At 34.3% G+C, this 25789-nt stretch carries 24 protein-coding genes; 13 read left to right on the top strand and 11 right to left on the bottom strand.

The features are described from left to right. Positions 1-19: 19 nt before the first annotated feature. Positions 20-817, bottom strand: a complete 798-nt coding sequence (locus CHSO_RS21925) for a response regulator transcription factor (RefSeq protein WP_045503147.1) — start codon at positions 815-817, stop codon at positions 20-22. A gap of 203 nt (positions 818-1020) precedes the next feature. Here CHSO_RS21925 and CHSO_RS21920 point away from each other — a divergent pair, with 203 nt between their 5' ends. Together CHSO_RS21920 and CHSO_RS21915 are read left to right on the top strand one after the other, a co-directional pair. Further along, positions 1021-1398 (top strand): hypothetical protein, encoded by a 378-nt coding sequence (locus tag CHSO_RS21920; protein WP_045500871.1) that lies wholly within the window; start codon positions 1021-1023, stop codon positions 1396-1398. Between the two features lie 6 nt (positions 1399-1404). Then, positions 1405-2733 carry a hypothetical protein gene (locus CHSO_RS21915; protein WP_045500870.1) on the top strand — a complete coding sequence of 443 codons (1329 nt, stop codon included), beginning with the start codon at positions 1405-1407 and terminating at the stop codon, positions 2731-2733. A gap of 68 nt (positions 2734-2801) precedes the next feature. Here CHSO_RS21915 and gap read toward each other — a convergent pair whose 3' ends face one another. From gap to CHSO_RS21895, 4 genes are all read right to left on the bottom strand, one after another. After that, a complete protein-coding gene (gene gap, locus CHSO_RS21910; protein ID WP_045500868.1) occupies positions 2802-3809 on the bottom strand; it encodes a type I glyceraldehyde-3-phosphate dehydrogenase in 1008 nt (335 codons plus the stop codon). A 33-nt stretch (positions 3810-3842) separates the two neighbouring features. Next, positions 3843-4829 carry a 6-phosphofructokinase gene (gene pfkA, locus CHSO_RS21905; protein ID WP_045500866.1) on the bottom strand — a complete coding sequence of 329 codons (987 nt, stop codon included), beginning with the start codon at positions 4827-4829 and terminating at the stop codon, positions 3843-3845. An 83-nt stretch (positions 4830-4912) separates the two neighbouring features. Then, positions 4913-5785, bottom strand: coding sequence for a DUF4846 domain-containing protein (locus CHSO_RS21900; protein ID WP_045500864.1), 873 nt, complete (start codon positions 5783-5785; stop codon positions 4913-4915). Between the two features lie 353 nt (positions 5786-6138). Further along, positions 6139-6492 carry a winged helix-turn-helix transcriptional regulator gene (locus CHSO_RS21895; protein ID WP_045500862.1) on the bottom strand — a complete coding sequence of 118 codons (354 nt, stop codon included), beginning with the start codon at positions 6490-6492 and terminating at the stop codon, positions 6139-6141. 96 nt (positions 6493-6588) lie between these two features. Between CHSO_RS21895 and CHSO_RS21890 the strand changes: the two genes are divergently transcribed. Both CHSO_RS21890 and CHSO_RS21885 read left to right on the top strand, forming a co-directional pair. Continuing rightward, positions 6589-7227, top strand: coding sequence for a peroxiredoxin-like family protein (locus CHSO_RS21890; protein WP_045500861.1), 639 nt, complete (start codon positions 6589-6591; stop codon positions 7225-7227). After that, positions 7227-8024, top strand: coding sequence for a DNA alkylation repair protein (locus CHSO_RS21885; protein WP_045500859.1), 798 nt, complete (start codon positions 7227-7229; stop codon positions 8022-8024). Before CHSO_RS21890 ends, CHSO_RS21885 begins: the two co-directional genes overlap by 1 nt. Before the next feature lie 1346 nt (positions 8025-9370). Here CHSO_RS21885 and CHSO_RS21880 read toward each other — a convergent pair. Both CHSO_RS21880 and CHSO_RS21875 read right to left on the bottom strand, forming a co-directional pair. Beyond that, positions 9371-10129 carry a TIGR03915 family putative DNA repair protein gene (locus CHSO_RS21880; protein ID WP_045500857.1) on the bottom strand — a complete coding sequence of 253 codons (759 nt, stop codon included), beginning with the start codon at positions 10127-10129 and terminating at the stop codon, positions 9371-9373. Between the two features lie 112 nt (positions 10130-10241). Continuing rightward, positions 10242-11501, bottom strand: coding sequence for a putative DNA modification/repair radical SAM protein (locus CHSO_RS21875; RefSeq protein WP_045500855.1), 1260 nt, complete (start codon positions 11499-11501; stop codon positions 10242-10244). A 241-nt stretch (positions 11502-11742) separates the two neighbouring features. On the opposite strand from CHSO_RS21875, the gene CHSO_RS21870 reads away from it, so the two are divergent. From CHSO_RS21870 to CHSO_RS21840, 7 genes are all read left to right on the top strand, one after another. Beyond that, positions 11743-13071, top strand: a complete 1329-nt coding sequence (locus CHSO_RS21870) for a hydroxymethylglutaryl-CoA reductase, degradative (RefSeq protein WP_045500854.1) — start codon at positions 11743-11745, stop codon at positions 13069-13071. Positions 13072-13237: 166 nt separating this feature from the next. Further along, positions 13238-14323 (top strand): hypothetical protein, encoded by a 1086-nt coding sequence (locus CHSO_RS21865; RefSeq protein ID WP_045500852.1) that lies wholly within the window; start codon positions 13238-13240, stop codon positions 14321-14323. Position 14324: 1 nt separating this feature from the next. After that, complete coding sequence (locus CHSO_RS21860) at positions 14325-14711, top strand: DUF423 domain-containing protein (protein ID WP_045500850.1); 387 nt, start codon at positions 14325-14327, stop codon at positions 14709-14711. Positions 14712-14777: 66 nt separating this feature from the next. Continuing rightward, a complete protein-coding gene (locus tag CHSO_RS21855; RefSeq protein WP_045500848.1) occupies positions 14778-15461 on the top strand; it encodes a hypothetical protein in 684 nt (227 codons plus the stop codon). 79 nt (positions 15462-15540) lie between these two features. Then, positions 15541-16818 (top strand): chloride channel protein, encoded by a 1278-nt coding sequence (locus CHSO_RS21850; RefSeq protein ID WP_045500846.1) that lies wholly within the window; start codon positions 15541-15543, stop codon positions 16816-16818. A gap of 130 nt (positions 16819-16948) precedes the next feature. Then, positions 16949-18139, top strand: coding sequence for an ADP-forming succinate--CoA ligase subunit beta (sucC, locus tag CHSO_RS21845; RefSeq protein WP_045500844.1), 1191 nt, complete (start codon positions 16949-16951; stop codon positions 18137-18139). Positions 18140-18216: 77 nt separating this feature from the next. Next, the gene (locus CHSO_RS21840) at positions 18217-18711 is read left to right on the top strand and encodes a hypothetical protein (protein ID WP_045500842.1); all 495 of its coding nucleotides are present in this window, start codon (positions 18217-18219) and stop codon (positions 18709-18711) included. 341 nt (positions 18712-19052) lie between these two features. Here the strand turns inward: CHSO_RS21840 and CHSO_RS21835 are convergent, their stop codons facing one another. Beyond that, positions 19053-19937 (bottom strand): mechanosensitive ion channel family protein, encoded by an 885-nt coding sequence (locus CHSO_RS21835; protein WP_045500840.1) that lies wholly within the window; start codon positions 19935-19937, stop codon positions 19053-19055. A 96-nt stretch (positions 19938-20033) separates the two neighbouring features. Here CHSO_RS21835 and CHSO_RS21830 point away from each other — a divergent pair, with 96 nt between their 5' ends. After that, the gene (locus CHSO_RS21830) at positions 20034-20669 is read left to right on the top strand and encodes a peroxiredoxin (protein WP_045500838.1); all 636 of its coding nucleotides are present in this window, start codon (positions 20034-20036) and stop codon (positions 20667-20669) included. 101 nt (positions 20670-20770) lie between these two features. Here the strand turns inward: CHSO_RS21830 and CHSO_RS21825 are convergent, their stop codons facing one another. The 3 genes from CHSO_RS21825 to CHSO_RS21815 form a co-directional block, all read right to left on the bottom strand. Next, complete coding sequence (locus tag CHSO_RS21825) at positions 20771-21361, bottom strand: hypothetical protein (protein ID WP_045500836.1); 591 nt, start codon at positions 21359-21361, stop codon at positions 20771-20773. 269 nt (positions 21362-21630) lie between these two features. Continuing rightward, positions 21631-22146, bottom strand: a complete 516-nt coding sequence (locus CHSO_RS21820; RefSeq protein ID WP_045500834.1) for a membrane protein — start codon at positions 22144-22146, stop codon at positions 21631-21633. A 90-nt stretch (positions 22147-22236) separates the two neighbouring features. Then, positions 22237-24516 carry a TonB-dependent siderophore receptor gene (locus CHSO_RS21815; protein WP_045500832.1) on the bottom strand — a complete coding sequence of 760 codons (2280 nt, stop codon included), beginning with the start codon at positions 24514-24516 and terminating at the stop codon, positions 22237-22239. Positions 24517-24699: 183 nt separating this feature from the next. Between CHSO_RS21815 and CHSO_RS21810 the strand changes: the two genes are divergently transcribed. Further along, positions 24700-25755 (top strand): Gfo/Idh/MocA family oxidoreductase, encoded by a 1056-nt coding sequence (locus tag CHSO_RS21810; protein WP_045500830.1) that lies wholly within the window; start codon positions 24700-24702, stop codon positions 25753-25755. The last annotated feature ends 34 nt before the right edge of the window (positions 25756-25789 follow it).

Raw genomic sequence — 25789 nt, 5'->3', positions numbered from 1 at the left:
CAGGATTGAAAGTGAGGTCTTATAAATATCCCCATTCAAAAGCCATTTTAATAAGCTCTGAACAGTTTTTACAATTGGATTTTCTTAGAATATTTTTTCTGTGGGTTCTTACTGTTTCTTCGGAAATATTTAATCGTTCAGAGATTTTTCCAGCGGAATAGCCTTTTGCAAGATAAGTGATGATTTCAACCTCTCTTTTCGTAAAATAGACAGGGATAGGGTCTGTTATATTATCATCCTTTTGCCATTGCATCTGATGAAAATCTTCTCTACCATTAATTCCGGAGATTAAAACGGTGTAAGAATTCTGATGGGTGATATGCTCAATATTGGTATGGATATTAATGGCTTGCAAAACGCGGTCACTTTCATCCCTATACGTGTGCAAAGACTGATGATGAAAAAGTTCATAGTTCCCTTTGAAAGTTCTCATCCGAAAACAATAGCTGAATTTAAGTTCTGAAAGACGATCAGAAGCATTTATCTCTATCATTTTTGCCATGCACATTCTTTCTGCTTCCATCACGAATTCCAGATCATCAGGATGGATGAGGTCTATGATTTCTTTGAGATGTATCGGGTATTTGTTTAGCCCATGTATTTTCAGAATATCTTCATGATGGTTGTAAATGGTACTGTCTGCAAAATTGATGATGTAATGATAAAATCTTCCGGGAGCAAAGACTTCTCCAATAATGCGCTCAATAGAAGGAACAGACTGCATTGTGTTTTCATTCTGAAGAAGTTCCGGATAATTGTTCCACACTCTGGTCAGAAAATGTGGTTTTTTAGCCTGAGTTATAAATTTTTTATCCATGGCTGATGTTTTCATAAAAATAATAAAATTATGTTGAAAAAAATCACCCTTTTGTGGTATTTCATTTAGTAACAAAGTATTGTAGCTTTATGTGAAACTAATGACCATGGAAGCTCAATTTCTAAACTCTTTTGTTTACGGTTGAAGCTTTCTATTCTGCTTTATTTTCAATCAAAAAACTTTAACCTGAAAAACAAATAATCATGGCAACATTTCAAACACAACAGGCTGACAATACTTTTTTATATCTAAAAGTTATTGTAAGAGCTAATTCATTGCTCTATTCCAGAACATTTATAACGATATACCCAGGTGCTGTAATTATAACACAATCATCACCACAAGCCAGTAATGGTTCTATTCCTCCAGATAAATACAGTTGGTATAAACTTGGGCGAACAGCGAATTTTGTAGGTAAACAACTGAATATTGATACATTGCTTTCACATACAGAAAACATTGAGGTTACCTGTTCATTGGTAGAGGATGATGATATAAATACTCCTTTTATCAATCATTCGAATTATCATTTAAATGATATAGTAAATAAGATTGCGAGATTAAGTATTGATATAATTTAGAACACAATGAAAGCGAAATTACTATTTATTTTCTGTTTTCTGTTTTTGAAAAGTTTTTCTCAAATAAGTAATACAGTTAAGTTGGAAAATTTGGATCTTCCTACAACACCTGCTGTTGTTTTGCTGGATCAGAATGTTACTTCAATTGAAAATCCAAAGACGATAAAAGAATTTGGACTTTCAGTTATTAATTCTTTTAAAGATAACGCACTGCCCCAAAATTATGCTGTAGAATTTAATCCTTATTGGATATTTAAAAGAAATACAGACATATATCAGTATTTTAAAGATGAAAGATATTCGGGATTTACACATAATCAGGCTATCTCTTTTGCTTTTATTAAAATTGATACTGTCCAAAATGTTTCTATTGGCTATAGAACCAATTTATTCAGAGTGATGAGCAAAAAATATGATGAAAATCTGGTATCCCTTACAGATAAGATTTGGATACTAAATTTATTGAATAATGCTGAATATGAAAGACTCATTCAATTAGCGGAAGACGAAAAAGGACCAATTATCGGAAATATTACTGATATGGAGAATGCATCCTCATTTAAAGAATTTTCTACTGCTTATAGAAATATCTTATTGAAACTTAAGGATTCTTCTCTAGATATAGCTCCTTTGAAAAGTATTATTAAAAAAATTGATAGTGTATCATCAGGTAGAGAAAAGAGTTTTGATAATAATAAGAAATTTCTTGTAGGTTTGTATAAAAAATTTAAAGCTGATGTTGTTACACTTAAGTTTGACAGAGCAAAATTTAGTCAGGATAATATAAAAGCAATGGAAGAGGTTCAGAAAACTATTGTTAATTTATCAGAGATGAAGCCTAAGTTTTCAATTGATTTTGCCGGAGCTTATAACCATTTTTGGGATAATAAAGATTTTTCTTCCGGGAGGTTTGGTAGGCTAGGTGCATGGCTTACTATGAATTATAACATTGATTTGAATAAAGATAAAAATGAGAAAGAAAAAAATTATCTTAAGCTGTTTTTGCTAAACAGATATATTGTTGATAAGATGAAATTTGATAAAGCGAGTAGCACTTATGGTAATAACTCATTTTATGACATTGGCGGTAAATTGAACTTTGAATTCAATAAATTGAGTTTTGGCTATGAGTATATTCAAAGATTTGGTGATGATGAAGATTACAGAAGTGTTGGCAGTATAATGTACAGGATTAATGATAATGTCAGTTTAATAGGTGGTTTTGGTAAAAACTTTGAAAATAAGGATAATATGATAGCCACATTAGGTTTGCGATGGGGACTTAACTTTAATAACGATTTTGATACAGACATACCAAAAACAAATAATCAATAAAATAGATAAAACAAAAAAACCTTCCCATCGGGAAGGCTTTATATTACTCATTGCTTATCGCTCATTACTTATGATAAAGAAGCAGCGTGTACAAGCATATCAACTAACTTGTTAGAGTAGCCCATTTCGTTGTCATACCAAGAAACAAGTTTCACGAAGTTAGGAGAAAGCATGATACCAGCGTCTTTGTCGAAGATAGAAGTTCTCTTATCTCCTACGAAGTCCTGAGATACTACAGCCTCTTCAGTATATCCTAGGATACCTTTCAATTCACCTTCAGAAGCAGCTTTGATTACTGAACAGATTTCTTCATAAGAAGCCGCTTTTTCAATTCTCACTGTTAAATCTACTACAGAAACGTCAACAGTTGGTACTCTGAAAGACATACCTGTTAATTTTCCGTTTAATGAAGGAATTACTTTTCCTACCGCTTTAGCAGCACCTGTAGAAGAAGGGATGATGTTGTTTAGAGCAGCTCTACCACCTCTCCAGTCTTTCATTGAAGGACCATCAACAGTCTTTTGAGTAGCTGTTGTAGCGTGTACAGTTGTCATTAAACCTTCAACGATTCCGAAGTTATCGTGGATTACTTTAGCTAAAGGAGCTAAACAGTTTGTAGTACAAGAAGCGTTTGATAAAATTTTGATATCATCAGTAAGTTCCTTGTGGTTTACACCCATTACAAACATTGGAGTATCATCTTTAGAAGGAGCAGAAAGGATTACTTTCTTAGCACCAGCAGTAATGTGTTTTGCAGCACTGTCTTTATCTAGGAATAAACCAGTAGATTCTACTACGTAATCTGCACCAATTTCATCCCACTTTAGGTTACTTGGATCTTTTTCAGCAGTTACTCTGATTTTTTTTCCGTTTACAACAAGATCATTTCCTTCTACAGAAACTTCACCTGGGAAAATACCGTGTACAGAGTCATATTTTAACATGTAAGCCATGTATTCTGCATTGATTAGGTCATTGATTCCTACAACTTCAATGTTGTCTCTTTCAGTCATTGCTCTGAAAACAAGACGTCCAATTCTACCAAAACCGTTGATACCTACTTTAATTGTTGACATAATAGTTTGTTTTTATTAGATTTATAAAAATAATTAGATTGCTAAAATTTCTGAAATCAACATTAGGTCTTTATTGATTTCGTTATGTTTTTTAATGGCTTCTTCAATAGGGGTATACACCACATCGTTGGAACGCATTCCTGCCATTACATTGTTCTGTCCATCCATTAATCCTACTACTGCACCATATCCAAGTCTGCTGGCCAATACCCGGTCTGCACAACTAGGAGATCCTCCTCTCTGCATATGTCCCAAAACGGCTACGCGAATGTCATAGTCAGGGAATATTTCCTTTGTTTTTTCTGCCAACCCATAAACATTGGCTAGCTTTTCACCTTCTGCTACCACTACAATGCTGGATGCTTTTCCTGTTTTTTCAGCTTTTCTGAACTTTGTAAAAAGATCATCCATACTGTCTTTTTTCTCAGGAATTAAAATATCTAAAGCACCTGTAGCCAAACCACTGTTTAAAGCGATAAATCCAGCATCACGGCCCATTACTTCCACAAAGAAGACTCTGTTGTGAGAAGTTGCGGTATCACGGATTTTGTCAATTGCTTCCATAGCAGTATTCAACGCAGTGTCATATCCGATGGTATTATCCGTTCCGAAAATATCATTGTCAATAGTTCCCGGAATACCGATTACTCTGATTCCGAATTCTTCGCTGAAGATCTTGGCACCGGTGAAAGTTCCGTCTCCACCAATACATACCAATCCGTCGATACCCAGCTTTACACAGTTATCATAAGCTTTCTGACGGCCTTCTTTAGTTCTGAATTCAGTAGATCTGGCAGACTTTAGAATTGTTCCACCTTGGTTGATTATATTTTTTACGGAACGGGCTCCCATTTTTAGAAAATCATTGCTGATAAGGCCATTGTAGCCTTCCCTTACCCCGTAGCATTCAATATTATAGTAATTGGCGGTTCTTACTACCGCTCTTAATGCTGCATTCATACCTGGAGCGTCTCCTCCTGAAGTAAGAACTGCAATCTTTTTTACAGCACTCTCTTTCATCTAGTAAAAAATTTCGAACACAAATTTACAAAAACAAGTTCAGATTATCGCAGTAACTTTTCAATAGTTTTGAATATATAGAATTAAAAGCGTCTGAAATTTGTAGGTTTAAAAATATACCGTGCTGTTTTAGCCTCAGAACTGTCCACGTCAAGGTCATACCATGGCGAAATATTTTTTTGAAAAGGGTTGGATAACAGATGTATAGATTGAGCCGGTGTAAATCCTTCGCTTAATAAAAATAATTTTTTCCCTTCCTTACTCTTACAGACACCTGAAATAAAAACCACATGTCCCGGGCTTCCCGGAGTGATCAGAATGTCTCCGGTTTTTAAATCTGAGTTTTTTAAGACCGGTTTGGTTTCCTTATTTAAGGAAATAGTTCCCGCATAATTAAAGATAAGATCCAGATAATTTCTGAAATTCTGATAAGAATTATCAAAACCAGCTGTTTTTCTAAAGTTTACAGAATTACCACTGACGAAAGCTCTTGTTCCATTTTTATAATCATTCCAGCTAAGCAAGTCACCACTCGTAAAATGAAACTTAATGTCATCCGTCTTTTTGATTTTGTATAAATATTCAGCTCTTAGACGAATCACTGCATCTGCACATTGTTGGAGGTCTTTATTTCCCGTATCAATATCAAAAACAGCTTCATGAAGATGTTGTGTGGAAATAGGAGAGTCATCATATCTTAAAATCTGACTTCCATAAGGTTTCAATTTAAAATTTTCAATAAAATATCCGAACGAATCAGGTTTTTCTTTGTGCCATTGATAACCTTTAGGAGGAGAAAATCTTTCCCAGATTGTATTTTTATCTTTATTGATCTGTACAGAACTTTCAATAGTTATATCCTTTGTATCTTGAGAAGTGAGATTTGATGGTGTCTTATCTTTGGTACAGCCCAATAAAACCATGGTAGTCGCCACTCCTGAAATAATTCTTTTCATATTCATGTGATTCGCTTACAAATATGGGATTTTTTGTGAAATGTTGAAATATCAAGCCTAAGCTTTTATTTCCACAGTTTTTTTGTCATGAATACACAAATAAAATAATTTCTGAATGATACTTATTGTTTAGAAATTATTGATTAAAAATATAACTACCTAGTTTTTAGGTATTAAGATTATTCGTTTATTCATAGCTATTATAAATGCATATTTTTGCAGAATACAATTTTATCGATGATAAAATCTTTGCGCCTTAATAAAATAAACTTTTAAAATAATCTTGCGCCTTTACATTAATCCAACAACAAAATTTATATGAAGCAGAATAAAAAAATCAGAAAGGTTTAAAATCAATTTGAGCCTTCTATATCCTTCTCTTCAGGAATTAAGAGCTTTCCCCAATTATTCAGCTGCCAAAGAATGGCAACCAACTTTTCACCAAGCTCTGTTAATGTATATTCAACTCTTGGAGGGAGCTCATTAAAAGATTGTTTCGTCAGAATGCCATCTTCAACCATTTCTGTCAGTTGTTGATTAAGAACTCTACGGTCTACTTTCGCAATTCCACGCAAAAACTCACTTGGACGTTTCTTTCCCTCATTAATCTGCCAAACAATGGGAATTTTCCATTTTCCGCTGATGGTATTAACAGCAACTTCCAATGGACAGATTTTATTTTCTTCAGCTCTTCCCTTTATTTCCATATAATTGACTTTTTTATCCCTATGGGTGAAAAATATGCGTTATTGCTTATTTATAAACGCTTTTAGACCTTTGTAAAAATAATAAAATTTAAAAAAATGAATACACTGGCAAAGCAGATCGAACATTTGAATCAGGAATTATCTTCACAGCTTCCTCAGGAAATATTGAATGCATTTGGAAAGTCTATTGAAGATTTGAAAACAAAGAGAATAGAAGAAAATAGTATTCAGATTGGAGATCAGATGCCTGAGTTTTCATTGCCCAATGCTTTGGGTAAAATAATTAATTCTGAAGATATTCTTAAAAACGGAAAAATGATTTTAGCCTTTTATAGAGGAAGCTGGTGTCCTTATTGTAATCTGGAATTAAAATTTTTACAGGACAATCTTTCCCGAATAAAAGATAAAGGTGCTACTTTAATGGCTGTTTCTCCACAAAGGCCGGATTATTCTTTAAGCATGACAGAAAAAAATAATCTTGAATTTGAAGTATTAACGGATGTTGATAATAATTTTGCTGAAAAATTAGGGATAGCTTTTCAGTTGCAGGATTTTGTACTTTCTTATTATAAAAATCTTGGAATACATCTTTCTGATTTCAATAAAAATAATGATAATACTTTACCGGTTCCAGTTGTTTTTGTGGTGGATAAAAATAATGTGATTACATATAAATTTTTAGATGTAAATTACATGAATAGAGTAGATGTGGAAGAATTAATACAAGCATTATGATGGAAAAAAGAAAAGGAGCCCGTTCCATTAAAGATATTCCTGCTGATATTTTAATCCAATTGAACCGGGGAGAAATTGAAACAGCTAATCTAACAGAATGGCTGGCAGTGGATCAGAGGCTGCTATTGGAGAACCTGTTACAACAGAACAACCGGACAGAATATCTGCAAACCATTCTGAGTAGAGTAGATCAATTGAAAAAGCAAACAGTTAATACCATCAATGAAACTATTGGATTGGGAATTCTTGATTTTGTGATTAAAAATGAGGATGCAGAATTTCTTTCAAAGTTATCCACACATCCGGCAGACTTGGTTCGTTGTTGGGCTGCTTACACGATTGGACGGAACAATGCTTTTAAGATTGAAGAAAAGTTTAAAAAGATTCAATCCTTTGCTGCTGACACTCACTTTGGAGTAAGGGAAATCTGTTGGATGACGGTGCGTCCGGATATTTCAAAGAATCTTAAAGAATCCTTTTCTATTTTATCAGAATGGACGAAACATGAGAATGAAAATATCAGACGCTTTTCCAGTGAATCTACAAGACCGAGAGGGGTGTGGTGTGAGCATATTGATGCATTAAAACAAAATCCTGGATTAGGGTTGGAAATTTTAGAGCCATTAAAATCAGATTCTTCAAGATATGTACAGGATAGCGTGGGCAATTGGTTGAATGATGCCAGCAAATCCCAACCGGAATTTGTAGTGGAAATCTGCGATGAGTGGCTCAGGGAAAGTAACACAAAGGAAACTCAATATATTGTCAAAAGAGCCTTACGTACCATTCGTAAATAAAAGTTATCCACAATAAAAAGTTGTAAATTGATTTGTGCTTATATATTGCTTTAAGTTAATGATTTACGTGTATTTTGTATGCCAGAATGATTCTTTTAAATAGATTTAATTGCCTCATTTGGAAAAGTTATCCACAATTTTGGAAGATGAATTAAAAACATGCTTAGATTTTTCCCACTCAAAATCTGAATTTAAGAAGCAAACATCTGTGTCAATCTGTGCCATCCGTGGTTTAAAAAGTTATCTATCCTTGTCAAGGTTATAAACCTTGACAAGGATAAACAAAGATAAAATAACAGAAAACCAGATGTAAGCATTTTAAAAATTCTCTGTGTCAATCTGCATGATCCGTGGTTAAAAAAGTTATCCACAATATGGGATTGTAGAATAAATAATACGATATCTGTCACAAATCTAATTGGTTATAAAATATCCCTGTTAAAAGGTTCTTCAAAAATAAATCTAATAAATCGAGCCAAAAAAGTTATCCACAATGTCGAAATATGAATTAAAAACCTTCTCAGGTTTTTCCCACCTAAAATTTCAGCTTAAAAAGCAAACATCTGTGTCAATCTGTGTCATCCGTGGTTAAAAAATTATCTATCCTTGTCAAGGTTATAAACCTTGACAAGGATAAACAAGGATAAAATGACAGAAAACCAGATGTAAACATTTTAAAAATCCTCTGTGTCGATCTGCGAGATCCGTGGTTAAAAAAGTTATCCACAATAGGGAATTGTAGAATAAATAATACGATATCTGTCACAAATCTAATCGGTTATAAAATATCCCTGTTAAAAGGTTCTTCAAAAATAAATCTAATAAATCGAGCCAAAAAAGTTATCCACAATGTCGGAATATGAATTAAAAACCTTCTCAGGTTTTTCCCACCTAAAATTTCAGCTTAAAAAGCAAGCATCTGTGTCAATCTGTGTCATCCGTGGTTTAAAAAGTTATCTATCCTTGTCAAGGTTATAAACCTTGACAAGGATAAAATGACAGAAAACCAGATGTAAGCATTTTAAAAATTCTCTATGTCAATCTGCGTGATCCGTGGTTAAAAAAGTTATCCACAATATGGGATTGTAGAATAACTAATACAATATCTGTCACAAATCTAATTGGTTATAAAATACTCCTGTTAAAAGGTTCTTCAAAAATAAATCTAATAAATCGAGCCGAAAAAGTTATCCACAATGTCAGAATATGAATTAAAAACCTTCTCAGGTTTTTCCCACCTAAAATTTCAGCTTAAAAAGCAAACATCTGTGTCAATCTGTGTCATCCGTGGTTAAAAAAAGTTATTCACAACATGGAATTGTAGATTTGAGTAATCCAAATTAAGATCACCATTTCTCAGTTAAATACTTCCAATATCTTTTGGGAACATGCTGTACATGTAGTCTCAGATTTTTTCTTTCAACAATATTGGTCTTGGTAAAATATCGTTGCCAAAGTGTTTGATAATTCTTTTCCTCATCATGAAACTTATCCTGATAATTCTTGATCTCTAATTTTTCCTCCGGATAAAAGAAGTCAGAGGTTTCCAGATCATAAAGGATTCCGTAATTTCTTCGTAAATCATAGATCATCCATTTCTGATCCTGGTAACGATCACTGAAATGTTTTCTGATTAAAGGAAGCACATTGAAATCAGGGTCTATTTTCGAAAAGAAAATATCATCCTGCATTTTTTCAAACCGGACAAAAGCTGTCATTCTATGACTTTCTCTGTCTACAGATTTACAGATTTTGGAAATTTTCATGATATTAGTATCAGTATAATTTTCCAGGATGTTTTTATCAGGATTTTTTACAGATTGTTTTATGGCTGATAGTATTACTTTTTCCAATTCAGAATCTTCGGATAAGAAAACTTTTAAGAATTTATGCACGCCTTGTTTCCCAAGATTTTGTTCTAACTTTTTTAAGACCCTTTCAGATTTATCAGTTTGAGTGATGACTTCATGAGTCTCTGCAAAAATATTTTTCTGATGAAACCTTTCCCTATTCACAATTTCCACATCTCTATAGCGATATTCAAAAACTTCGAATATTGCAGTGAAAAGACCGTCAAAACTGCCATCATAAAGTAGAGTGGTCATATATAATATAGTAATTTTAAAATATAGCTATTGAGTTTTTCTTGTCATTCTGATGGTGATGTCTTTGCGCTTTCATAATTTGTGATCATTAGTCTAAATATTTGTGTTTAAACTAAAACAAAGTCAGTTGTTGCGAAAACTGATTATGAAACTTCGAAGAACGGCCTCCCATCAACAGTTTCTTCAAATTTTGATGGGTTAAATATTTTAAAAAGGGATTTCCTGCATTAAAATCAATAAAATATTTAGCCCGGTTTACGGAAGCTCCTAATTGTCTCAAGTGATCCAGGTTTAAAACCTGAAAACGTCTGGCACTCACAATTTTTTGTGCCGACTTTACTCCAATTCCAGGAATTCTTAAAATCATCTGATAGTCTGCGGTCTGAATATTCACCGGAAACTGATCCAGATGTCGTAGAGCCCAGCTCAGTTTGGGATCCACTTCCAGATCAAGAAATGGGATATTAGGATCTAAAATTTCTTCTGCTTTAAAACCATAAAACCTCATGAGCCAATCCGATTGATAAAGCCTGTTTTCACGAAGCATGGGAACTTCAGTAGTTAGAGAAGGAAGCCTGTTGTCTTCTAAAACAGGAACATATCCGGAATAATATACCCTTTTTAGATTGAAGTTTTTATAAAAATGATCTGCCACTTTGATGATTTGCAGGTCATTTTCGTTAGTAGCACCTACAATCATTTGAGTAGATTGCCCTGCAGGCGCAAACTTAGGTACCTTCTTTAAAATCTTTTTCTCGTCCTGATATTGGATAATCCCTTTTTGAATGTATCTCATAGGACTAATCATATCCTGCCTGTTTTTTTCAGGAGCCAGCAATTTTAATCCGCTTTCCGTAGGAATTTCAATATTGACGGATAATCGGTCTGCATACATAGCGGCTTCCTGCATCAGATCGTCACTAGCTCCCGGAATAGATTTTAGATGAATATATCCGTTAAAGTTCTCTTCCAGACGCAGTTTTTTAGCAACTCTTACAAGACGCTCCATTGTTGTATCTGCATTTTTAAAAATTCCTGAACTCAGAAATAAACCTTCGATATAGTTTCTCCGATAAAAATTAATAGTAAGGTCTACAGCTTCTTCTACCGTAAAAGCAGCTCTTTTTATATCATTTGAACTTCTGGATACACAATAAGCACAATCATAAATACAGTGATTGGTTAATAAAATTTTGAGTAAAGAAACGCATCTGCCGTCTTCGGTATAGGTATGACAAATCCCACTTACGGAACTATCTCCTAAAGCCCCTTTTTTATTCTTTCTTGTTCCTCCGCTTGATGAGCATGAAACATCATACTTGGCAGCATCAGCAAGGATTTCAAGTTTTTCTTTAAGGCGGTCAAAATTCATGCTATAAATGATTTGATATAATTTGTATCAGTATATTTTTTAATACATGCTCAAATTTAGTTCTAAAATTGATAAGTATCAATCTTTTTTCATAGAAGTTATCAACAAAAAAGAGCCTCAAAATCATTATATTTACGCCTCATTAAAGTTTATATCATGAAATCGCGATGATTTGTGAGCACAAATTAAGAATGAAACGACGCGATTGCATACAACCTTTGGAAAAATAAATTATCTATATATGAATCATAAACCGATCGAAGGTTTTTCCAAGCTTTCAAAGCAGGGGAAAATCGAGTGGCTTGTAAGCGAATATCTTGAAGATAATCAAGAATATCAAAATATATTGAAACAATATTGGAATGAAAATGCAGATCTTCAGAAGCTTCATGAAGAATTTTCTGAAAATACGATATCCAATTTCTATATGCCGTATGGGATTGCTCCGAACTTTTTAATTGATGGAAAACTATTGGCACTACCAATGGCTGTTGAAGAAAGTTCAGTAGTAGCAGCAGCTTCCAAGGCCGCAAAATTCTGGATTGATAAAGGAGGTTTTAAAACAACCATTATTAATACTGAAAAGTTAGGGCACACTCATTTTATATTCAATGTAGAGTCGCACAAATTATTACACTTCTTTAATTTTAGTTTAAAGAAAAAATTATTTGAATCTACCCAGGATATTACTGCCAATATGAGAAAACGAGGCGGTGGAATTCTGAACATCAGCCTTGTGGATAAAACTGCAGAAATGCCAAATTATTACCAACTGAAAGCAAGTTTTGATACTGTAGACTCAATGGGAGCTAATTTTATCAATTCGTGTCTTGAACAGTTTGGGAAAACTTTGAGACAGGAAGTAGCAACCTGTGAAGATTTCACCCAGGATGAGAAAAATTCATTACAGATTGTGATGAATATCCTTTCCAATTTTACGCCTGACTGTATTGTAAGAGCTGAGGTTTCATGTAAAATGGAAGACTTAAAAGATGACAGTGGAATTTCTCCTGAAGAATTTGCTTCTAAATTTAAACAAGCCGTAACCATTGCTGAAATTGAACCTTACCGGGCAACAACTCATAATAAAGGAGTAATGAATGGAGTAGATGCTGTTGTAATTGCAACCGGAAACGATTTCAGAGCTACGGAAGCTTGTGCTCATGCCTATGCTGCAAGAGACGGACAATACAGATCTCTAACACATTGTACAACGGATAATGGAGTTTTCAGATTCTGGATAGATCTTCCGATTTCTGTAGGTGTTGTAGGAGGGTTAACAAATCTTCACCCTTTGGTAAAATTCTCTTTAGCATTACTTGGAAAACCATCTGCTCAGGAATTGATGAGTATCCTGGCTGTTTCAGGATTGGCACAGAACTTTGGTGCTCTACGTTCATTAGTAACAACTGGAATTCAGAAAGGGCACATGAAAATGCACTTACTGAATATTTTGAACCAATTGGGAGCTACTGAAGAAGAGAAAGAGCATTTTGTGACTTATTTCAAAGATAAGACGGTGAGTCACCATGAGGTAATCAATGAGTTTAACAGAATGAGAGAAAACTAATGTTACAGATAATTCTGCCTATCCTATTTCTCATCTTTGGATTCTTTTTGAAGAAAACCACTTCACCGGGCTTCCAAAGTTCAAAGAGATTTGCCAATATGTTTATCATACTGGGAATTTCTACCTTAGTGGCCAAATTTATTTTAATGTATTTAAATTCGAAATAGTGAAAAAAAGGGTCTTGTTTTTCATGTTGATTTCCGGATTAAGTTTTTCACAGAAAAATTTAAAAATAACAGATTTACAGCCAAAGACTGAAGACTCAACTTTTCCGGTGGTTTCCTATGCAGAAAATCCCTTAGTGGAAAGCAAAATAAATACATTTTTACAGGTCAACGAATTGGAATATATTCCCAATTCAGGTTCTAATCCTTTTAAACTGGTTTCTACAGGAACAACTTCTTATTCTAATTATGTTTATTTCTATAGTTGGAAAAAGCTGGAAACGCCTAAAAATATTTTAAGTATCGGGATGGATGGAGAAGCTTCAGGTGCTTATCCTGAAAACTTTACGATCTGGAAGAATTTTGACCTGAGAACCGGGAATTTTATCAATGCTCAAGATCTGTTTCAAGCTAATTCAATTAAGACTATTGAACATTTGCTTGAACAGAAAGTAAAGAAAAGAGTTAATGATTTTTTAGCTGAGTTGAAATCTGCCAAAAATCCGCCCGAAGAAACAGAAGAACAAATTGGTTTATATGAAGGGTGTTATACAGAGCAATCTTTGGATGATATCCAATATTTTTTTGGAAAAGATAAGCTGACATTTGTAGCCGGAAGATGTTCCAATCATGCAATGAGAGCCTTAGATGATCTGGGAAGTCATGAACTTGAATTGACCTATAAGGAGTTGGAAAAATATTGGAGCCTTTATGCCAAAAACTTACTTAACGGATCTGAAAAAGTAGAGAAAACCAGCTTCAGAAATAAGCTGTACAAAGGAAAAATTGATGGGAAATATCCAATTACAGCCCTTGTTACCCGTTTTTATCCGAATAATGATACCCCCGGAGTAAGTTCTTTTAATGCAGAATATTGGTATGATAAAAATAAAAAGCTGATTAAATGGGACGGGCAGATGAAAAGAAATCATATTTCGATCACAGAAAATGACCGTTATGACGATGCTACAAGTCAATGGATTCCGAGAGCTTTTGTAGAGGCAGAAATGAATGGAAATAAAATTTCCGGAACCTGGCAGGATTATAAAACAAAGAAAAATTTAAGTATAGAATTAGAAGAGTTATAAAATGAAAACAATTACCCTGATTTTTGGAGCCGTTTATGGAATGTTGTCCGTAATTCTTGGCGCATTCGGAGCTCATGCCTTAAAGAAAATACTATCGGTGGAAAGGCTGGAAAGTTTTGAAACCGGAGTACGATACCAGATGTATGCAGCCTTTTTCCTGCTGATCATCGGATATATTTTAAAATTTGAAACTTCCACAGAAAAATGGACATCCATTTTAATGATTGCCGGAACACTGTTGTTCTCGGTAAGTATTTATTTCCTGAGCCTACAGGATTATTTAGGAGCTAATCTTAAATTTTTAGGGCCTATTACTCCGCTTGGTGGATTATTGATGATCCTGAGCTGGGGAATGTTGATTCTTTATTTTGCGAAAAATAGAATTTAATCTTGCAGTTCAGACAAAAAAAGATTTGCAATATATTATGTAGATTGCTTACAGAAAAATAAAACCATGAATCAACGTTTTTTATTACTTGTTATTGCTCTGACGATTTCTTGTATAAGTGTTCAAAAAATAAATGCACAGGGGAAGAAACTGCTAAACAGAAATATTTTAGTAGAAATAAAAGATATACAAAATCGTTTTTCCGATAGTATTAAACGTTATGATTATAAAAAAGATGAGGCTTTATATGCTCGAAAGTATAAACTTTTTTATGGTGAAAAATTAAAAAATCTGAAAGATTTGTATCAAAGCATCTATGACAAAGAGGTAATAATCGGAAAAATAGATCCAAACTTATCATTTAAAGCAACCAGCGGAGTACAGATTGAAAACAATTTTCCCCAAACGGAAGTCACGCTTCTGGAAGAGGAGAAAAAAAAATCTATTGATATTGCCGAGGTTGAGAATTATCAACAGCTTGTCGAGTTGAAAAAACAGTTGACGGTGGATTTTCCTGTTTATTTAATGGACGATTCCGCAGGCGGAATCTATCGTTGTAAGTTGAATTTTATAATTGATGTGGATGGGAAGTTCAAAAAAGTAAAATATAGTGAGTCATCTGATACAGAATTCGGTATCATCAGCGGATTGTTCCTGTCTGCTATTGGTGGTTTGGAAAAACCTTTGATTTATAATAACAAACCAATTATACAAACCTTTGCACAACCTATTGTATTAAGATTCGAATAAATAAAGAGCGTATTGTAAAAGCTCTCATCATCAGTAAAGACAAATAATGAAATGCTTTTACTGTTTAAAATAAATTAAAATGAAAATCAATAGAAGGAGACGGCTAATCAAAACATTTAATCTCTTAGATCAACCTATAAGGTTCAATCCTTTTGTCTTCAGCCGTACTTTTTTTATGTGGGCCTTTACAGGTCTGGTAGGTGGTGTTATTGCCGGCGGATATTGGATTGTATTGGAGCATTTTACTGAGTTTTTAGCTCATTTTCAAGGATGGCAGGTGATTCCAACCATGGCTATTTGTGGTTTGCTGGCAGGCCTGGTGATCCACTTTATAGGAGATCCCGGAGAAATCCATTTGATTGTAAATAACATCAGATTCAATAAAGGAAAACTGGAACCGAAAAATAATCCATCCATGATTTTATCCTCACTTTTTTGTGTAGCATCAGGAGGAAGTTTAGGACCGGAAGCTCCTTTAGTACAGGTTACCGGATCTACAGGAACCTGGCTTGGGAAAATCTTCAGATTGAAAGGAGAAGAGCTTCGTTCATTAAGTATTGCCGGGATGGCTTCAGGGTTTACCGCTCTTTTTGGAGCTCCGCTGGGAGGAAGTCTTTTTTCCCTGGAGATTCTGCATCACAAGCATGCCGTTGAGTATTATAAGGCCATTATTCCTGCATTGGTTGCCAGCTGTTTCAGTTACCTGATGTTTGCTTTAATTATCCATTTGGGAATTGGAGCAACATGGGATTTGAAAGCCTATCATTACACAGGTGTATATGATTTCTTATATGCTACTTTATTCGGAATTGTAGGAACTCTTTTCGGTTGGATTTTCATATTTGTAGTGAAGTTTTTCAAAAAGATTTTTGAATACAGAAAATTCCCGATCTATATCAGAACATTAGCTGGAGGAATTCTTTTGGGAATTATTGCTTACAATTTTCCCATCACAAGATACTTTGGACATAACGAGATCAATCAATTAATCGGTGGAAACTTCGGATTGAATTTCCTGATTTTGGTTTTGATCTTTAAAATATTAGCCATTGCCATTACGGTAACTTCCGGTTGGAGAGGAGGTTTTATCATTCCGTTGTTCTTTGTAGGAACAACTTTAGGACTGATTATCCACAATTTATTTCCCAGTGTAGATACTACTTTGGCCATTGTAAGCTGTATGGCAGCCATTAACGCCTGCGTAACGAGAACTCCGATGAGTACAACTATTATTCTGGGAACATTAACTGGGTTTACTTATTTTGTCCCCATTTTGTTTGCAAGTCTTACCGGATACTTCTTGGCTCCAAAGATTCCGTTTATCGGATCTCAGTCTGAAAAATTAGCGGAAGAATAAGGAAAAATGTATAAACATGTCAAAAATCAAGGAAGTAATCTTTAATTTTTGAATGAAGAATCTTGAACTTCCATGTCTTTTTAGTAAATTTGTCAACCTTTAAATATTAAAATAAAATAATAAAAATAATATGAATCTTCACGAGTATCAATCAAAAGAGATTTTATCAAAGTATGGAGTAGCTATCCAACGTGGTTTCGTAGCAAACAACGTAGATGAAGCTGTAGCAGCTGCTGAAAAATTGACTGCTGAAACCGGAGCTCAGGCTTGGGTTGTAAAAGCACAGATTCACGCAGGTGGTCGTGGTAAAGGTGGGGGTGTTAAGTTTTCTCCAAACATGGATAAACTTAAAGAAAACGCTCAGAATATCATCGGAATGCAGTTGGTAACTCCACAAACTTCTGCTGAAGGTAAAAAAGTACACTCTGTTTTGATTGCAGAAGATGTTTATTATCCTGGAGAATCTGAAACTAAAGAATTTTATGTTTCTATTCTTTTAGATAGAGCTGAAGGGAAGAATACAATCGTATATTCTACTGAAGGTGGTATGGATATTGAGCACGTTGCGGAAGTAACTCCTCACTTAATCCACAACGAACTTATTGATCCAGCTATCGGTCTTCAAGGGTTCCAGGCTAGAAAAATTGCTTTCAACTTAGGTCTTGAAGGAAATGCATTCAAAGAATTTGTGAAATTTATTTCATCTCTTTACAATGCTTATACAGGTATTGATGCATCTCTTTTCGAAATCAACCCAGTGTTGAAAACTTCTGATAACAAGATTATCGCTGTAGATGCTAAAGTAACTTTAGATGACAACTCATTGTTCCGTCACAAAGATTTAGCTGAGCTTAGAGATACAAGAGAAGAAGATCCAATGGATGTAGAAGCTGGTGAAGCGGGTCTTAACTTCGTAAAATTGGATGGTAACGTTGCTTGTATGGTAAACGGAGCTGGTCTTGCAATGGCAACTATGGATATCATCAAATTATCAGGTGGTAATCCTGCTAACTTCCTGGATGTAGGTGGTACTGCAGATGCTCAGAGAGTACAGACTGCTTTCGGAATCATCTTAAGAGATCCAAACGTAAAAGCAATCTTAATTAACATCTTCGGAGGTATCGTAAGATGTGACAGAGTTGCTCAAGGTGTTGTAGATGCTTACAAAGCTATGGGTAGCCTTCCGGTTCCATTGATCGTAAGATTACAAGGAACTAACGCTGTAGAAGCTAAAAAATTAATTGACGAGTCTGGTCTTCCGGTTCACTCTGCAATTACTTTAGAAGAAGCTGCAAACAAAGTAAAAGAAGTTTTAGCTTAATCTAAAATTTTTAATATAAAATAGAAAACCGTTCCAAAAATGGAACGGTTTTTTAATGCGTATAAGAAACAGTATTCATGAAAAACTTATATATTCCGGAGTCATGCTCAGAAGATTGGGAATCCATGTCTGCACAAGAGAAAGGAAGGTTTTGCTCTGCCTGTAACAAATGTGTTATCGACTTTACACAAAAACAACCTCAGGAGATTCAACAAATTATAGAAGAGAAAAAAGAAGAGCAGTTCTGTGGCCGGTTTTATAATCATCAGTTGAATATGCCTGATCCGTCTGAAAAATTAAAGGAACGATTCTTTAAATATATTCCATCTCATTTTCAGAATAATAAAATAGCATTTACGCTATTTTCTTTAGCCTTGTTTTTAATAGGTTGTTCAAAACCTAAAGAGGAGGTTTGTATGACGACCGGTTTTGTAGGCATCATTGAAGAAGATTCTACAATTACGAATAAGGATTATGTTATGGGAGAGCCTATTATGATAGACAATGATTCTACTGCTAAAATCCCTAAAAAGGATAGTGCCAAAATTCCTAAGAATCACAAGAATAAATAATCTGTTGGAATTCATTCAGGCACAAGAACAATTTGGCTGTTGCTCAAAATAAAGTTTTCAAAAAGAGTTATACTGATTTTTTTGCCCTTAATGTACAATTTTTTTACTACTATAATATTTGCTAAGTATAAATAAAATTATTCGTTTATTCGAAGCCATTAATCAACAGTGTAAAATTTTATCGCATATAAAATCTTTGCGCCTTAAAAGTAATCAAATAGTCTAAAATCTTCGCACCTTCGCGTTTACAACAAAAAAGCCGTTCCAAAAATTGAAACAGCTTTTAATTATTAATCTATCCACAAACATCTGTGAAATCAGTATGATCTGTGGGAAATAAATTATTTATCCTGGCTTTCAGGCAAATTGTTTTCTCCACTAGTAATACTAATACTTGTAGGAGTCACCAGCTGGATTTTATCCACATCAAATCGTTCCTTAATATCTAAATAAGCTTTACTTTTTACCTGCGCTAAATTAGCTCCTATTTTGATCCAGAATTTAACCTGCAGATTAAAAGAGCCTTGCTTCAGATCGGTAAAAATAACTTCTGCAGTATCCAGCTTATCCACATCATCAAGATTTTTAACTACTTCAAGAATACTTTTCTGAGCTTTACTGATATCTTCATCTGCAGGAATTTCAAAGTTTAGAATAATTCTGCGCTGAGGTGAAGCCGTAATATTGTAAAACGGAGCATTAAATACCACCTGATTAGGAATGTAGGCTTTTTTTCCATCGTCTGTAAGGATTTTGGTTGTTAAAAATCCAATCTCCTGTACTGTGCCTGAATGAGCTCCAATCGTAATGTAGTCACCTACTTTAAAGGCTTTATCAATACCAATTAACATTCCTGAAAAGATACTTGACACAAGATCTTTTAAAGCAACCCCGGCAATAACTCCGGCAACTCCCAAACTTCCGATAAACTTCCACAAGAAACCACTGAATCCCATAATTTCGAGGGAAATAAATGTTCCCATCAGCATAATTAAAAACCTGAATATGCTGATTAAGGTAACCAATGAGCTTTCTTTCTGGCTTTTGGGGAAGAACTTGTGAAATAATTTTACGGCAATTTGGCTCATGTATTTACTTGTAATAAGAAAGAATGTAAATACTAAAATGCCGACAATCAGTTTAGGGGTAAGCTCTGCAAACGTTACATACCAACTTTCCAATACCTTATACACCAAGTCTATGTAGGTGAGCCCGGTTTTCTCCATGAATAAAATTTTACACTAAAGATATAAATTTTCAAGAAAAATTTTGTTAGTATTAAAAAGTCTACTAAATTTGTAGACTAACAAATACAAAATATTATGTCAATCAAATTAGGAGATACAGCACCCAACTTTCAGGCAGAATCATCTTTAGGGGATATCAATTTTTATAATTATCTGGGAGATTCCTGGGGAATTTTATTTTCCCATCCGGCAGATTATACACCGGTATGCACTACAGAGTTGGGATATACTTCTAAATTACAGTCCGAATTTGCCCAAAGAAATACCAAGGTGATTGCTTTGAGTGTGGATGGGGTAGAGGATCATCAGAATTGGGTAAAAGACATTAATGAAACCCAAAATACAGATGTCCAGTTCCCAATTATAGCTGACAAGGAAAAAAAAGTTTCCGAGCTCTATGATTTTATTCATCCTAATGCTTCGGCAACGGCAACAGTGCGTTCCTTGTTAATTATTGATCCTGATAAAAAGGTGAGACTTATTATCACTTATCCGGCCTCTACAGGAAGAAATTTTAATGAAATTCTGAGAGTATTGGATTCTTTACAGCTTGTGGATAATTACCAGGTGGCCACTCCTGTAAACTGGAAGAATGGAGAAGATGTGATTGTTCCCCCTGCAGTTTCTACAGAAGATGCCATCAAAAAATTTCCTAAAGGAGTTACAGAGATAAAGCCTTATTTAAGATATACACCACAACCCAATACATGATTTATTTATTTGATTTTTTATAGTTTAGTTTTAATTTGTACGAAAAGCGCCCCGGAATTTATTTCCGGGGCGCTTTCATTTTTTTATAAATATTTCAGTGATTACTTAACATCTTTGATGATCTGCTTACCTTTAGATGTTGGTAAATAGATACTGAATCCTACATTGAAAGTTAAGGTAGAAGTTAATCCCTCACTACCAAATCCTGCAACACCATTATATTTTACTAAACCTTCAACACCGATGTTTGGTGTAATGAAATATGAGTAACCAGGACCTGCTCCAAAATCTAAACCTGTAGTAGAGTTAGATCCTTCAGTAGAAGTACCTCCAACTCCTACATTACCTTCCAGAAACCATCTTCCGTGGTGTAATAAGTTATCAACACCTTTTTCTCCCGGAGAAACATAGTATCTGCCTAAAGCTCCAACTTTATATACAAAATTAGTAGGTGATCCATTTGTTACTTTATTAAATCCTAAATCTACATATCCTCCAACAGCTACATTATCTTGAATAAAGTAGGCCGCCTTTGGTTGTAATGAAATATTATATCCACCACCTGTATTTAAACCAAAATTACTGGCTACAATGCTACTTCCTACCATCCAATTACCTTTCTGAATCTGAGCGTTTGCAGTTGCTGTTAATCCTGCTACGGCTAATACTCCTGTTAAAATAAGTTTTTTCATAATTTATTATTTTAATAATTAAATGTTTATTATTCACGAATTATAGAAAAAACAATAAATGTGCCAGAGTCTTAATTTTAGACAATTTTTCTAAATTAATGTTAATAATATCAATAGGATAAGAACCTTATTTTTAACATATTTATTGAATATTTCACAATTAATAAGTAGGGAAGCACGAGGCTGTAAGAGAGAAGTTATCGAATTTTAAAAGAATTGTTATTTCATTTTAAAACCTTCAGTTATTTTCTAACAGCTTCTTTTTTCTTTTAAATTAACAAAAGAAGGATGGAAATAACAAGTCCTGCAATTGTAAATTTGATGCCGCGCTTGAAAGCTTTTGTCTTAGGATTAAACATCCAGAAACTTGAGATGACAAAGAAGAAAAGAGCTACTCCGAAAAATACACTGAGAGGCGCAATAGCATCTTTAGATTGTGATTTGTGAAGCGAAACCATTTTATCCAGTACAAAAGGTAATTCCATTTTTGAATACTTAGCGACTCCAGTTGCGGAATCATAAGTTCCTCTTTTAAAGTGAAGAACAGAGCCTTCTGTCTTTTCTACTTCAAGGCCTTTCATCTTCAGTTCCTTTTTCAGTTCTTTTTCAGATAGGTTGGCAGATAAAGTTTTTTCATACTTTTTTTCACTCTTTAAAAAATCGGTGTCCCTGTAGACCAAAATAATTCCACTTACGGCATACACAGCCATAATACCAGCCAGGAAATATCCCAGATAACGGTGGGTAATTCTCATGAAACTTCTTGTGTCTTTAATCTTATCCATATCGTCTTTGTTTTGTTTTTAAATTTCAAAAGTGGAAACTGCAAAAATGCAATTTCCACTTTTAATAAAGAAGTAATTATAAAGTTAATTCTACAGTTTGTATGTCAATGTAAAATAATAATTTCTTGGAGTAATTGGGTTTACTGAGTAGTTTTCGTGAACGTTGTAATTTACAACATCAAACAGGTTACCCACTCTTCCCTGGATAGAAAACTTTTTCCACTCATAGCCAACAGATACAGAAACAGTAGTATAGTCTTTTAGATCAAACATTCTGGTTACGTTGTTTCTACTTGTATTTGTTGATTTTGAGTCATTCCATCCGGCAATTCTGTCTCCGATATAATAAATTCCAGCTCCAACTTTCAATCCTTTTACATAGTTTGTAAATTTATAGAAAACGGAAACATTAGCTGTTGTTGCTGGTGTTCTTACCAGTCTTTGCTTTTCAACATATCCCTTTTCAGGAGTGTCAAGATAAACAGAATTGTTATAAGAGAAACCTCCGATGATCGATAAATTTTCTGTAGGATTTCCTGTAATGTCTAATTCTACGCCACGGCTTCTCATATTTCCTGCAAATTCTTTAAGATTGGTATCTGTTGAATTTACTGGTACTGCATTGGGGGTAGTGCCAGGGATGAACCAATATGTTTGATAATAATTGTTGTACATAATCTGGTAAGCCGTTAAATTAACAGCTAAAGCATTGTTCCAGAAATTCTTTTTAACACCAATTTCATATTGATCAACTGTTGATGGCTTTATGCTTTGTTTTGATAAATTGGTTAACTGATTTTGAATTTGCTGAATAGGTTGATTGGTATTTACCGTATTAAATTGATCCGAAGTATATCCTGCATTTGAAGCAAACGAATTGGTATACGTTGCAAATACCGAAAGATTTTCATTGGGAGCATAAACCAACCCTACCTTAGGAGAGAATGCATTATCAGATGTTGAAGAATTGGCTACTTCAAATTTCTCGTTTGATCCAAAACGAGTGGTGAGTGTGGGCATATTTTCTACATAAGACCATCTTAATCCTGCAATTACTTTCAGTTGCTTTGTCAAGCTGATAAAATCTTGTGCATAAACTCCAATTCTTCTTGTATTGATTCTGTTTCTAGTATTAAGAACAGAATTTGGCATCCCAATATTTCCCCATGTTGATGGATCATCTAAATAGAGAAGATTTTTTGGATCTGTAACATTATAAGCATAAGCATCCGCCTGGCTATAGTCTGCATCTGTACCAATTAATACTTTATGATTAATTTTTCCGGTATTAAATTCACCGTTGATATTTACTTGTGCAGAAGTATAGTTTTGTTCATTGTATGTTTTACCAAAAGGTCTGTTCCATGAAAGTCTAGTAGCAGTAGGTGAACTGTAGCCCCATTGTACTCTTTCAGAAGAAAAATAATCTTTAGTATAGTTTTGATAAGAAGCCGTAGCATTCAAAGACCATTTTTCGTTAAATTGATGATTAAAGGTTACATTTGTAGAAGCTTGCTGTACATTTTGATATTGCCAGTCAGTTCCAAAGAATACATTTCTGGATATCCCATCATTCAATCTATAGCTTTGATTTTTTTCAGTAATAGACCCAAGCCCGAAGTCTGGGGTGAAATTATTTTTAAGATAATCTGCCTCAATAATTAATTGAGATTTATCACTTAAATTAAATAAGAATGAAGGATTGAAGTAATATTTTTCAGATTGTACAACATCTCTGAAGCTTTCAGCATATTCATAAGTTCCGTTTACTCTGAAAGCAATATTTTTAGATAATGGTCCGTAAACATCAACTGTAGGCTTGTAAGAATTCCAGCTTCCACCGTTTAATCCTATGCTTCCTCCAAAATTGAATTTAGGCTTTTTCGTAATCATGTTGATAATACCACCGGCAGCAGTATTTCCGTAAAGCATAGCATTGGCTCCTTTTAAAACTTCAACTCTTTCAAGACCACTTACTTCAGGGAAAACCCCGCTATTTATTCTTGATCCATTCTTAAAAATATTGTCATTTCCTAAAATAAATCCACGCCCACCAAAACTGTCCTGAGAATTTCCTCTGGATGAAGTGATATACATCCCGTTTACATTCTGAAGAACATCACTCAATTGTTTTGCCTGTTGCTGCTCAATGATTTCATGGGTAACAATAGCAATAGGCTGAGGGGTTTCCATCATCGTCAGATTAGACTTTGTAGATAATGGTCTAGCCTGGTTTGGATTTCCTGTTTTATGAAGATTGATATCTTCAATGGTTTGAGTTCTGATGGTGTCTGCTTCAACGTTTTTCAGCTGTGCACTGGCTGAAACAGCGATAAATAGAAGACCTAAAGATAGTAATTGTCTTTTCATTTTATTTTTATGTAGAACAGTTTTAAATAAGGCGCAAATGTAAGTATTTGTTTAGAATAGTTAAAAATAATTTTATGATTTTTATCACATCTTTTAAAGGTGAAGTGTATGGATTGTTTCTATCCTTATTGTTGGTGCAGCATCCAGCGCTTTTTATGAATATATTTGTTGAAAAATTAAAATATGCAACTGGTAAGAGCAGGCCTTTGTGCCTTTGGAATGAGTGGGAAAGTTTTTCACGCTCCCTTTTTAAAAGACCATCCGGGGTTCTTCATTTCTGCAGTGGTAGAAAGAAGTAAAGAAGAGTCTAAGGAAAAATATCCTGAAGCCACTATTTACCGTTCGGTAGAAGAAATGCTTCAGAATGCAGATGTAGAATTGGTGATTATCAACACGCCAGTTCAGACACATTATGAATATGCCAGAAAAGCTTTGGAAGCAGGGAAAAATATCATTGTTGAGAAACCTTTTACTGTCAATGTAGAAGAAGCAGAAGAATTGGTAAAGCTGGCTGAAGAGAAAGGACTATTTTTAAGTGTATATCAAAACAGAAGATTTGACCGTGATTTTCAGCAGGTACGAAAAATTTTAAGCGAAGGGAAATTAGGACATATTAAAGAGGCTGAGATCCGTTTTGACAGGTTCCGTACTACACCAAGCGGAAAGCAGCATAAAGAAAATCCGGGGCAGATAGGTTCAGGTTCATTGCATGATCTTGGGGCGCACCTTGTAGATCAGGCTGTACAGTATTTTGGATATCCTGAAAAACTTTTCGCCGATGTATTCTCTATGAAGGGATCGGAGTTTGCCAACGATTATTTTGAGATCCTGCTATTCTATAAAAATGATCTGAGAGTCAGACTAAAATCATCGGTGTTTACTAAAGAAGATCATTATGCCTATAAAATTCATGGAGATAAAGGAACGTTCCTGCAGGAAAGAACCGATAATCAGGAAAATGAATTGGTGGGTGGAGCCATCCCAGCCTATGGAAAAGAATGGATGCAGCCTTTAAAAGAAGCAGATGGAGTTTTAAATTATCTGAATGAAAATTCAGAAACAGAAAGAATGTTTACTTCAAGCAAAGCCGGAAATTATATGGATTATTACCAACAAATCTATGAACATATTGTTTTCGGATATCCTTTACCATCACCGGGAAAAGAAGTGATCCAGAATATGAAGATCATCGATGCTTCACTGAAAAGTTCAAAAGAAGAAAAAGTGATTACATTATAAATTATAAATTTTATGAGTGAGTTCAAAGTTTAAG

The organism is Chryseobacterium sp. StRB126, from assembly GCF_000829375.1.
Lineage (GTDB): Bacteria > Bacteroidota > Bacteroidia > Flavobacteriales > Weeksellaceae > Chryseobacterium.
Note: the sequence above shows the minus strand (reverse complement) of the source record. Positions and strands in the feature narration are given on the sequence as shown.

What these genes read in the sequence shown, in the direction of transcription:
- CHSO_RS21840 (WP_045500842.1), top strand. Translation starts at nt 18,217, where the DNA reads ATGAAAAACTTATATATTCCGGAGTCATGCTCAGAAGATTGGGAATCC.
- CHSO_RS21835 (WP_045500840.1), bottom strand. Translation starts at nt 19,937, where the DNA reads ATGGAGAAAACCGGGCTCACCTACATAGACTTGGTGTATAAGGTATTG.
- CHSO_RS21920 (WP_045500871.1), top strand. Translation starts at nt 1,021, where the DNA reads ATGGCAACATTTCAAACACAACAGGCTGACAATACTTTTTTATATCTA.
- CHSO_RS21885 (WP_045500859.1), top strand. Translation starts at nt 7,227, where the DNA reads ATGGAAAAAAGAAAAGGAGCCCGTTCCATTAAAGATATTCCTGCTGAT.
- CHSO_RS21820 (WP_045500834.1), bottom strand. Translation starts at nt 22,146, where the DNA reads ATGGATAAGATTAAAGACACAAGAAGTTTCATGAGAATTACCCACCGT.
- CHSO_RS21900 (WP_045500864.1), bottom strand. Translation starts at nt 5,785, where the DNA reads ATGAAAAGAATTATTTCAGGAGTGGCGACTACCATGGTTTTATTGGGC.
- CHSO_RS21870 (WP_045500854.1), top strand. Translation starts at nt 11,743, where the DNA reads ATGAATCATAAACCGATCGAAGGTTTTTCCAAGCTTTCAAAGCAGGGG.
- CHSO_RS21925 (WP_045503147.1), bottom strand. Translation starts at nt 817, where the DNA reads ATGGATAAAAAATTTATAACTCAGGCTAAAAAACCACATTTTCTGACC.
- CHSO_RS21810 (WP_045500830.1), top strand. Translation starts at nt 24,700, where the DNA reads ATGCAACTGGTAAGAGCAGGCCTTTGTGCCTTTGGAATGAGTGGGAAA.
- pfkA (WP_045500866.1), bottom strand. Translation starts at nt 4,829, where the DNA reads ATGAAAGAGAGTGCTGTAAAAAAGATTGCAGTTCTTACTTCAGGAGGA.
- CHSO_RS21855 (WP_045500848.1), top strand. Translation starts at nt 14,778, where the DNA reads ATGAATCAACGTTTTTTATTACTTGTTATTGCTCTGACGATTTCTTGT.
- sucC (WP_045500844.1), top strand. Translation starts at nt 16,949, where the DNA reads ATGAATCTTCACGAGTATCAATCAAAAGAGATTTTATCAAAGTATGGA.
- gap (WP_045500868.1), bottom strand. Translation starts at nt 3,809, where the DNA reads ATGTCAACAATTAAAGTAGGTATCAACGGTTTTGGTAGAATTGGACGT.
- CHSO_RS21915 (WP_045500870.1), top strand. Translation starts at nt 1,405, where the DNA reads ATGAAAGCGAAATTACTATTTATTTTCTGTTTTCTGTTTTTGAAAAGT.
- CHSO_RS21860 (WP_045500850.1), top strand. Translation starts at nt 14,325, where the DNA reads ATGAAAACAATTACCCTGATTTTTGGAGCCGTTTATGGAATGTTGTCC.
- CHSO_RS21850 (WP_045500846.1), top strand. Translation starts at nt 15,541, where the DNA reads ATGAAAATCAATAGAAGGAGACGGCTAATCAAAACATTTAATCTCTTA.
- CHSO_RS21875 (WP_045500855.1), bottom strand. Translation starts at nt 11,501, where the DNA reads ATGAATTTTGACCGCCTTAAAGAAAAACTTGAAATCCTTGCTGATGCT.
- CHSO_RS21825 (WP_045500836.1), bottom strand. Translation starts at nt 21,361, where the DNA reads ATGAAAAAACTTATTTTAACAGGAGTATTAGCCGTAGCAGGATTAACA.
- CHSO_RS21830 (WP_045500838.1), top strand. Translation starts at nt 20,034, where the DNA reads ATGTCAATCAAATTAGGAGATACAGCACCCAACTTTCAGGCAGAATCA.
- CHSO_RS21890 (WP_045500861.1), top strand. Translation starts at nt 6,589, where the DNA reads ATGAATACACTGGCAAAGCAGATCGAACATTTGAATCAGGAATTATCT.
- CHSO_RS21895 (WP_045500862.1), bottom strand. Translation starts at nt 6,492, where the DNA reads ATGGAAATAAAGGGAAGAGCTGAAGAAAATAAAATCTGTCCATTGGAA.
- CHSO_RS21880 (WP_045500857.1), bottom strand. Translation starts at nt 10,129, where the DNA reads ATGACCACTCTACTTTATGATGGCAGTTTTGACGGTCTTTTCACTGCA.
- CHSO_RS21815 (WP_045500832.1), bottom strand. Translation starts at nt 24,516, where the DNA reads ATGAAAAGACAATTACTATCTTTAGGTCTTCTATTTATCGCTGTTTCA.